3 protein-coding genes are annotated in these 10,719 nt (G+C 73.3%); 2 read left to right on the forward strand and 1 reads right to left on the reverse strand.

The window, feature by feature from the left end:
- Window positions 1-20: 20 nt before the first annotated feature.
- On the forward strand, window positions 21-1,211 hold the full coding sequence (locus QC282_RS02525; protein ID WP_279547489.1) for a cytochrome P450: 1,191 nt from the start codon (window positions 21-23) through the stop codon (window positions 1,209-1,211).
- A gap of 38 nt (window positions 1,212-1,249) precedes the next feature.
- Complete coding sequence (locus QC282_RS02530; protein ID WP_279547490.1) at window positions 1,250-2,083, forward strand: phytanoyl-CoA dioxygenase family protein; 834 nt, start codon at window positions 1,250-1,252, stop codon at window positions 2,081-2,083.
- Between the two features lie 79 nt (window positions 2,084-2,162).
- Here QC282_RS02530 and QC282_RS02535 read toward each other — a convergent pair whose 3' ends face one another.
- On the reverse strand, window positions 2,163-10,715 hold the full coding sequence (locus tag QC282_RS02535; RefSeq protein ID WP_279547491.1) for a type I polyketide synthase: 8,553 nt from the start codon (window positions 10,713-10,715) through the stop codon (window positions 2,163-2,165).
- Window positions 10,716-10,719 lie beyond the last annotated feature (4 nt).

Consider the following 10,719-nt stretch of genomic DNA (forward strand, 5'->3'; position numbering starts at 1 on the left):
CCGGTGAGAGGGGATGGCACGTGACAGCCACAGACGTACAGGGCGACGCAGCGCGGCGGGTCGACTTCCCGTTCCGCCGCCCCGGTGAGCCCTTCCCGCCGCCCAGCTACTCCGCGTACCGCGAACGCGAGGGGCTGGTGTGGTCGATGATGCCGGGCGGCCAGCGGGTCTGGCTGCTGACCCGGTTCGAGGACGTACGGGAGGCGCTTCTCAGCCCGCATCTCAGCTCCGACTCGCGCAACGACGGCTTCCCGACGCCGGGCCGCACCGGAGGTCCGCCCTCGCAGACGCAGATCCCGGGGTGGTTCGCCACGCTCGACCCTCCCGAGCACGAGCGATACCGCAAGGTGCTCATGCAGCCCTTCACCGCACGCCGGATGAAGGAGCTGCGGCCCCGGATCCAGCGGGTCGTCGAGGAGTGCGTGGAGTCACTGGCCGCCAAGGGCAGCCCGGCCGACCTGGTCGCCGACTTCGCGGTGCCCGTCCCGTCGCTGGTGATCTGCGAGCTGCTGGGCGTGCCCCGGGCCGACCGCGCCTTCTTCGAGTCCCGGATCGCCGTCCTCGTCACGCTCGCCGCCACCGACGAGCAGCGTGACCGGGCGACGACGGAACTGCTGCGCTATCTGGGCCGGATGGTCACCATCAAGCGGCGGCGGCCCGGGGACGACCTGATCAGCACGATGATCGAGTCCGGGGAGCTGACCCCGATGGAGGTCGGCGGGGCGGCGCTCCTGCTGCTCATCGCCGGTCAGGAGACCACCGCCAACAACATCGCGCTCGGCGCGGTGCCCCTCGTCTCGCGTCCGGAGTGGATCGGCGACGAGGGCATCGTGGACGAGTTGCTGCGGTTCTACTCCGTCGCCGACCTCGTGCCGCTGCGGGTGGCCGTCGCGGACGTGGAGATCGGCGGTCAGCTGATCAGGGCCGGTGAGGGCGTGGCGCCGCTGGTGGCCGCCGCCAACTACGACGAGACCCGGTTCGGCTGCCCGCACGCCTTCGACCCGGGCCGCTCCGCCCAGGGGCACGTGGCGTTCGGCCACGGCCGGCACAAGTGTCTGGGCCAGCATCTCGTCCGCGTCGAGATGGAGCTCGCCTACCGCATCCTCTTCGACCGGCTGCCCACGCTCCGACTCGCCTGCCCGGTGGAGGAGTTGCCGTACAAGGACGACGGGGTGCTGTACGGGCTCGCCGCCCTGCCGGTGCGCTGGTGACCGCATCGCCGTCCCGACCGACAGAACCAGGAACTCGTATGTCCGCAGACCTCACCCGGCTTCCCGCCACCGCCTCGGTGGCCGATGTCACCACCGTCCTGGAACGCGACGGCGGTGTGATCGTCGAGGACCTCGTCGACGAAACGACCCTGAAAGGGCTGTGGGACGATCTCGGTCCCGCGCTGGACGCCGCCGGATACGGCGACATCTCCTTCACCGGCCAGCGCACGAAGCGGATCAGCTCCCTGTTCGCCCGTTCCCGGCGCATGGAGCGCATCGCCCTCGATCCGCTGTTCCTGGGCGCCGCCCGGAGCCTGATCGAGCGTCCCTCCACCAACTGGTTCGGCAGGCAGCGCACCGACCTCGCCCCCAACGTCCAGGTCAGCATCACGCAGGCCATCCAGATCTGGCCCGGCGAGACGCCGCAGCCGCCGCACCGCGACGACATCGCCCATCTGCTGCCCTGCCCCGGGCCGACCAACCGGGTGCAGATCATGCTGGCGATGAGCCAGTTCACCGAGGAGAACGGCGCGACGATGGTCTACCCGGGCAGCCACACGTGGGAGGCGGAACGCGCCCCGCGTCCCGAGGAGGCCGTGCCCGCCGAAATGGACCGCGGTTCGTGTCTGATCTGGGTGGGCGGCCTCTTCCACGGCGGCGGCGCCAACCTCGCCGACGAGCCGCGCACGGGCCTGACGCTGGCCCTGGTCCGCGGCAACCTGCGCCAGGAGGAGAACCAGTACCTCGCCGTGCCCCGGGAGATGGTCCGCGAGTATCCCGAGGAGTTGCAGCGGCTGCTGGGGTGGGGGCTGTGCCCGCCGTTCCTGGGCTGGTACGAGCAGCGGGACCCGATCGCCCTGCTCGACGGCTGACCTCACGGGACGCGCCACGCCGAGGGCCGCCGCACGCAAGGTGCGGCGGCCCTTCGCCGTGCTTGCCGCACGAGTGTGTTCACGGCTTCAGCAGCCACTCGTGGACGATGCGCGCGGTGCTCTCCGCGTCGCGTTCCAGCAGCGTGACGTGGTTGCCGGGGGCCGAAACGGCCTCGTGGGGCAGCGGCCAGGAGGGACGGTCGGCGCCCATGAGCAGCGCCGGGTCGTGGTCGGCGGCCGAGACGAACAGCGCGCGCGGCGCCGCGGACCCGGGTGCGGGACGCCATCCGGTGAACAGCCGGCCGTAGTGGGCGGTGGCCGTCAACTGGTCGGCGTCGACGGGCACCTCGGGGAAGTCCCGCATCAGCCGGCAGGTCGTGCCCACCATGGCGGCGGCGAGTTCCTTTTCGGGTGCCGCCGGCGAGTCCAGCAGGACCAGGGCGCGTGGCGGCGCACCGGCCCCGGTGAGGCGGGCGGCCAGGAGATGGGCGAGCCAGCCGCCGGACGAGTAGGCGACGAGGGTGAGCGGGGTGTCGCCGAACGCGGCGAGCACGGCCCGCGCCAGGCACGCCGCGGCCGCCTCGGGGCTCTCGGGCAGCGGCTCGCCCGGTGCGTAGCCGGGCGCGGGGAGCACCCAGACGTCGCGGATGCCCTGGAGGGCGGCGGCGAAGCGGGCGTACTGGTAGGGGGTGACGGGTGCCACCAGTGAGGGGAGGCAGAGCAGGGCCCCGGCACGCGTGCCGGTGGCGAGCCGTACCGGTTCGGGGGCGGGCGGGGCGTCCGGGTGTCCGCCGGGGGCCGGGCGCATGGCGGCGGCCAGGCTGAGGACGTCGAGCGCCTTGTCGTACTGCCCCTGTTCGAAGGCGTACCGGACCAGCGTGCTGACGGAGTCCGCGGGCGCGGCGGCCGGTCGCACGTCCTGGCTCCGCAACTCGCCGGTCACGTGGGCGGCCAGGGCGCGGGGGGTGGGGTGGTCGTAGAGGGTGCCGGTCGGCAGGCGCACGCCGCAGGCGCGGTTGACGCGGGTGCGGAGTTCGGCGAGGGAGAGGGAGGTGAAGCCGAGTTCGAGGAAGCGCCGGGTGGGGTCGATCTCGCCGGGGTCGGTGTGGCCGAGGACATGGGCCACTTGGGAGAGGATCAGGTCCATGACGGCGCTCTCTCGCGCGGCGGACGGCAGGTCGCGCAGCCGGTCCGTGGGGGCCGGTGGTTCGGTGCCGGGGCCGGCGGCGGCGCCGAGGAAGGACCGGGCGCCGTTGTCGGCGGCGTGGTCGGGCAGCCAGTAGCGGCGGCGGTGGAAGGCGTACGTGGGCAGGTCGACGCGCCGGGCGTCGGTCCCGTCGAACACCGCTTTCCAGTCGACGTCCGTGCCGTGCACGAAGACCTCGGCGACGGCGGTGAGGAGGCTCGCGGTCTCCTCCCGGTCGCGGCGCAGCACGCTCACGGCGACGGCCGCGTCGTCGGGGGCCTGCGCGGTGAGGACGGGGTCGGGGCCGATCTCCAGGAGCCGGGTGGCGCCCTGCGGGCCGGTCGCGGTGGTCAGCGCGTCGTGGAACCGGACGGGGCGGACGATCTGCTCGGCCCAGTAGGCGGCGGTGGTCCAGTCGCCGTCGCGCACCGCCTCGCCGGTCACCGTGCTCACGGCGGGCAGCGTCGGTGTGCGGTAAGGGATTTCGGCCGCCACGGCGGCGAAGCCGTCCAGCGCCGGTGCCATGAGCGGCGAGTGGAAGGCGTGGCTGACCCGCAGCCGGGTCGCCCGGCGCCCCCGTGCCTGGAAGGCCGCCGCGACCTTCGCCACGGCGTCCTCGGCGCCCGACACCACCACGGACCGGGGCCCGTTGACCGCGGCGAGGGTCACCGCCGCGTCCAGTGATCCGGTGATCTCCTCCTCGGTGGCCTCGATCGCCGCCATGGCCCCGCCCTCCGCAAGCCCCTGCATCAGCCGGGCGCGGGCGGCCACCAGCCGTGCGGCGTCGGGCAGTTCGAAGACGCCGGCGGCGTAGGCGGCGGCGAACTCGCCCACCGAGTGACCCACCACGCAGTCCGGCCGCATGCCCCACGAGCGCAGCAGTTCCACCAGGGCGACCTGCACGGCGAACAGCGCGGCCTGTGCGTAGCCCGTACGTCCCAGCAGGCTCGCCGCATCGGAACTCCCGGGCGCGAACACCGCGTCCCGTACGGCCGTGGGGAACCCGGGGACACCGTCGAACTCGCCGTCGAGACAGGCGCACACGTCGTCGAGCGCCCGGGCGAAGACCGGGAAGCAGGCGTACAACTCCCGGCCCATGCCCGCACGTTGACTGCCCTGCCCCGTGAACAGCCAGGCCGTGCCGCCCTCAAACGCGGTGCCCGTGACGATGCCGTGGTTCTCGGTGCCGAGGTCCGCGAGGGAGGCGGCCATGGTGGGTGTGTCGGGGCCGAGGACGACGGCCCGGTGGGTCAGGACGGCGCGGGTGGTGGCCAGGGAGAATCCGACGTCGTACGGCGACCGGTCGTCGGTGAGTGCCGCGCCGAGGCGTGCGGCCTGCCGGGCCAGGGACTCCGGGCGGTGTCCCGAGAGAACCCAGGGGACGACGGGCAGTCGCGTACCGCTCCCGTGCTGCTCGGTCTTTTCGGCGGGGGCTTCTTCGAGGACGACGTGGGCGTTGGTGCCGCTGATGCCGAACGCGGAGACGCCGGCGCGGCGCGGACGGTCGCCGCGCGTCCACGGCCGGGGCTCGGTGAGCAGGCGCACGGCGCCCGCCTCCCAGTCGACGCGGCTGGACGGCGCGTCGACGTGCAGGGTCGGTGGCAGTTGCTCGGCGTGCAGGGCGAGGATCATCTTGATGATGCCGGCGGCTCCGGCGGCGGCCTGGGTGTGCCCGAGGTTGGACTTCACCGACCCCAGCCACAGGGGCTCTTGCCGGTCCTGCCCGTAGGTGGCGAGGATGGCCTGTGCTTCGATCGGGTCGCCCAGGGAGGTGCCGGTGCCGTGCGCCTCGACAGCGTCGACGTCCGCTGCCTTCACTCCGGCGTTCTTCAACGCCTGCCGGATCACGCGCTGTTGGGAAGGGCCGTTCGGGGCGGTCAGACCGTTCGACGCACCATCCTGATTGACGGCACTCCCCCGAACGACGGCCAGCACCGGGTGACCGTTGCGGCGGGCGTCCGACAGACGCTCCAACACCAGCATCCCCACACCCTCACCCCACACCGTCCCGTCCGCACCCTCCGCGAACGCCTTGCACCGACCGTCCGCAGCAAGCCCCCGCTGCCGCGAGAACTCCACGAACGCCGCCGGCGTCGACATCACCGTCACCCCACCCGCCAACGCCAGACCACACTCACCCGCCCGCAACGCACGCACCGCCAGATGCACCGCCACCAACGCCGACGAACACGCCGTATCCACCGTCAGAGCAGGCCCCTCCAAACCCAGCGCATACGCCACCCGCCCCGACATCACACTCGCCGCAGACCCCGTACCGACAAAACCCTCCACCTCACCGAACCCACCCTGCGACGCCAGCACATAGTCCTGACCGTTCGTCCCCACGAACACACCCGACACCGACCCCCGCACCGACACCGGATCCACACCCGCCCGCTCCAACGCCTCCCACGACGTCTCCAACAGCAACCGCTGCTGCGGATCCATCGCCAACGCCTCACGCGGCGAGATCCCGAACAACCCCGCATCGAACTCCGCCGCACCCCGCACAAACCCACCGGCGTTCACGTAGGAGGTTCCGGGGTTGCCGGGGTCGGGGTGGTACACGCGGTCGATGTCCCAGCCCCGGTCCTCGGGGAAGGGGGACAGACCGTCCCGGCCCGCCGCGAGCATGTCCCACAGGGCTTCCGGGGAGTCCACGCCGCCCGGGAGGCGGCATGCCATGCCGACGATCACGACCGGGTCGGCGTCGGCACCGGGGGCGGTGGGTGATCCCGGACTGTCCTGGGAGCCCTCGTTCGCCTGGTCGCCGGGCAGTTGGGCGCGGACGTGGGCGGCCAGGGCGGCCGGGGTGGGGTGGTCGTAGACGAGGGTGGCGGGCAGGCGCAGGCCGGTCGCGGCGCCGAGGCGGTTGCGGAGTTCGACGGAGGTCAGTGAGTCGAAACCGAGGTCGCTGAAGGGACGGTCGGGCGCGACGGCGGCGCCGGAGGCGTGTCCGAGGACCGCGGCGACGGTGTCCCGCACGTGGGTGAGGACGACGCGTTCGCGTTCCGCGGCCGGGCGGCCGTGCAGGGCCGTGGCGAGTGCACCCCCGTCGGGTGTGGACTGCTCGGGGCCGGTGCCGCCGGACTGCGTCTTCGTCCTGGCCGGCTCGGTGAGTTCGCGCAGGAGGGAGCCGCGGCGCGCGTACGCGGTGGTCGCGGCGAAGCGGGACCAGTCGGCGTCGAGGACGGTGGCGCAGACCCGGTCGTCGTCCAGGATGCGCTGGAGGGCGTCGACGGCGGTGTCCGGGTCGAGCGGGCGGATGCCGAGCCGGCCGAGGTGTGCCGTGACGACAGGGTCGGCGGCCATGCCGTCACCGGCCCAGGGCCCCCACGCGACGGATGTGGCGGGCAGCCCCTGGGCGCGGCGGTACTGGGCGAGGGCGTCCAGGCGCGCGTTGGCGGCGGCGTAGGCGGCCTGGCCGGCGTTGCCGGTCACGCCCGCGGTGGAGGAGAACAGGACGAAGGCGTCGAGCGGGCGGTCGGCGGTCAGTTCGTGGAGGTGCTGGGCCGCTTCGGCCTTCACGGCGAGGACGCGTGCCAGCCGCTCGGGGGTGAGGTCGGCGGCGAGCCCGTCGTCGAGGACGCCTGCCGCGTGGACGACGACGGTCGGCGGGTGGGCGTGCAGGAGGCCGGCCAGGGCGTTCCGGTCGGTGATGTCGCAGGCGGCGAGGGTGACTTCGGCGCCGCGTCCGACGAGTTCGGCGTGCAGTTCCCGGGCGCCGGGCGCGTCGGCGCCGCGACGGGAGACGAGGACGAGGTGGTCGGCGCCGCGGTCGAGGAGCCAGTGGGCGATGTGCCGGCCCAGCGCGCCGGAGCCTCCGGTGACGAGGGCGGTGCCGTGGAAGCGGGTGCCGCGGTCCTTGTCCGGGCTGCCGCCGGGGGCGGTGTCGCGTTCGAGGCGGGCGGCGAGGACGCCGGTGGGGCGCAGCGCGAGCTGGTCCTCGTCGCCGGGTGCGGTCAGCGCGGCGGCGAGGCGTTCGGCGTCGTCGGCGTCCGGGTCGGCGGGCAGGTCCACGAGTCCGCCCCAGCGGTCGGGCTGTTCCAGGGCGAGGGTGCGGCCGAGGCCCCACACGGCCGCCTCGGCGGGCCGGGAAGGGGTGTCTCCCGCGCCGACGGACTGGGCGGAGCGGGTGGCGCACCAGAGGCGGGCCGTGGGTGCGGTGTCGGCGAGTGCCTGCCAGAGGGCGAGCGTCTGGGCCGGGGACGGCAGGAGGGCGAGGACGGAGGTGTACGAGGAGTCGCCTGTCGGGGAGTTGTCCGCGGGGATGCGGTGCGCGAGGTCGGTGCGTGTGTCCGTGTCGGAGACGTGGATCAGGTCCACCTCGGCGCCCGACCGGCGCAGGGCGGCTGCGATGTCTTCACCGGGCGGGTCGATGCCCGCACCGGCCGGGTCGATGTCCGCACCGGTCGGGGTCGTCGTGGCCACGAGCCAGCGGCCCGTGCGGCGGGGCCCGTCGGCGGCGCCGAGGCGTGCGGGGCGCCAGCGCACACGGTAACGGCGTGCCGCCTGTTCGCGTGCCTGCCGGCCCTGGCGGCGCCACTCGGACAGCGCGGGCACCACGGTGTCCAGCGCGTCGCCGGTGTCGACGCCGAGGCGTTCGGCGAGTGTGTCGGTCTCACCGCGTTCCACGAGGTCCCAGAACCGTGACTCGACGGCACCGTCGTCACCGCCCGCGCCCCGGTCGCTCGTGGTCACGGCGTGGTCGGGCAGCCAGTACCGCTCGCGCTGGAAGGCGTACGTGGGCAGGTCCACGCGGCGCGCGCCCGTGCCGTCGAAGAGCGCGGCCCAGCGGACGTCGGCGCCCCGCACGAACATCTCCGCGGCGGCGGTCAGCACGGTTTCCGGTTCCGCCCGCCCCTTGCGCAGGGTCGCCGCGGCGGCGTGCCCGGCCTCCCGGGCGAGGGCGGTGAGGACGGGCTCCGGCCCGATCTCCAGGAGCCGGGTGGCGCCCTGCGGGCCGGTCACGGTGGTGAGGGCGTCGTGGAACCGGACGGGGCGCCGGACCTGTTCGACCCAGTAGGCGGCGGTGGTCCAGTCGCCGTCCCGGACGGCTTCCCCGCTCACGGTGCTGATGGCGTTCAGTGCGGGGGCTCGGTAGGCGACACCGGCCGCGACGGCGGCGAAGTCGTCGAGCATTGGTTCCATCAGCGGCGAGTGGAAGGCGTGGCTGACCTTCAGCCGCGACACCCGACGGCCCCGCTCCCGGGCCACCGCCATCGCCTCCTCAACCAGATGCCCATCACCCGAAACAACCACCGAGGACGGCCCATTGACGACAGCCACAGCGACCCGCCCACCGCCAGTAAGGCCCTTCAACAGCTCCGTCACCTCGGCTTCCGAGCCCTCCAGCGCGGCCATCGCCCCACCCCCGGGCAACGCCTGCATCAACCGCGCCCGCGCGGCCACCAGCCGTACGGCGTCGGGCAGTGCGAAGACGCCCGCCGTGTGGGCGGCGGCGAACTCGCCCACCGAGTGACCGAGGACGCAGTCCGGCCGCATGCCCCATGAGCGCAGCAGCGCCACGAGCGCCACTTGCAGGGCGAACAGGGCGGGTTGGGCACAGCCGGTGCGGGCGAGGAGCTCCGGCTCAGCGGTGAAGATCGTGTCGCGGAGGGGGGTGTGGGTGGGGTCGGTTGCTCCGAGTTCGGTGTCGAGGAGGTCGCACACCTCGTCGAGCGCCCGACGGAACTCCGGGAACTCGTCGTGGAGTTCGCGTCCCATGCCGGGGCGCTGGCTGCCCTGCCCGGTGAACATCCACGCGGTGCGGCCTTTGAGGATCTGGCCCGTCACGAGGGCGGGGTGGTGGTCGCCGTCGGCGAGGGCGCGTGTGCCGCTGCGCAGGGTGTCCGTGTCCGGGCCCAGGACGACGGCCCGGTGGGTGAGGACGGCGCGGGTGGTGGCCAGGGAGAGGCCGATGTCGGCCTGCGACGCGGGCTGCGGGCTGCGGTGTGCGCCGAGGCGTGCGGCCTGGGCGCGAAGGGCGTCGGCGTCGCGTCCCGTCACGATCCAAGGAGTCACGGGGAGTTGAGCAGTGGGCCGGGGCTGCTCGGTCTTTTCGGCGGGGGCTTCTTCGAGGACGACGTGGGCGTTGGTGCCGCTGATGCCGAACGCGGAGACGCCGGCGCGGCGCGGACGGTCGCCGCGCGTCCACGGCCGGGGGTCGGTGAGCAGGCGTACGGCGCCCGCCTCCCAGTCGACGTGTGAGGACGGACGGTCGGCGTGCAGCGTTCTGGGCAGGGACTCGCGCTGGAACGCGAGAACCATCTTGATGATGCCGGCGGCTCCGGCGGCGGCCTGGGTGTGCCCGAGGTTGGACTTCACCGACCCCAGCCACAGGGGCTCTTGCCGGTCCTGCCCGTAGGTGGCGAGGATGGCCTGTGCTTCGATCGGGTCGCCCAGGGAGGTGCCGGTGCCGTGCGCCTCGACAGCGTCGACGTCCGCTGCCTTCACTCCGGCGTTCTTCAACGCCTGCCGGATCACGCGCTGTTGGGAAGGGCCGTTCGGGGCGGTCAGACCGTTCGACGCACCGTCCTGATTGACGGCACTGCCCCGTACGACGGCCAGCACCGGGTGACCGTTGCGGCGGGCGTCCGACAGACGCTCCAACACCAGCATCCCCACACCCTCACCCCACACCGTCCCGTCCGCACCCTCCGCGAACGCCTTGCACCGACCGTCCGCAGCAAGCCCCCGCTGCCGCGAGAACTCCACGAACGCCGCCGGCGTCGACATCACCGTCACACCACCCGCCAACGCCAGACCACACTCACCCGCCCGCAACGCACGCACCGCCAGATGCACCGCCACCAACGCCGACGAACACGCCGTATCCACCGTCAGAGCAGGCCCCTCCAAACCCAGCGCATACGCCACCCGCCCCGACATCACACTCGCCGCAGACCCCGTACCGACAAAACCCTCCACCTCACCGAACCCACCCTGCGACGCCAGCACATAGTCCTGACCGTTCGTCCCCACGAACACACCCGACACCGACCCCCGCACCGACACCGGATCCACACCCGCCCGCTCCAACGCCTCCCACGACGTCTCCAACAGCAACCGCTGCTGCGGATCCATCGCCAACGCCTCACGCGGCGAGATCCCGAACAACCCCGCATCGAACTCCGCCGCACCCCGCACAAACCCACCGGCGTTCACGTAGGTGCGGCCGGACTGTCCGGGTACGGGGTCGAAGATCTCGTCCAGGTCCCAGCCGCGGTCGGCCGGGAACGGGGTCATGCCGTCGCGGCCTTCGGCCAGCAGGTCCCACAGGTCGTCCGGGGACGAGACGCCGCCGGGGAAGCGGCATGCCATGCCGACGATCGCGATGGGCTCGCGGGAGGAGGCGACGAGTTGCCGGTTGCGCTTCTTCAGCGTCTCGGTCTCCTCCAGGGACTTCCGCAGGGCCTGGACGACCTTCTCGTACGGTGCGCTCATCGGT

The sequence above is a fragment of the Streptomyces sp. DH24 genome (assembly GCF_029813775.1).
Taxonomy (GTDB): Bacteria; Actinomycetota; Actinomycetes; order Streptomycetales; family Streptomycetaceae; genus Streptomyces.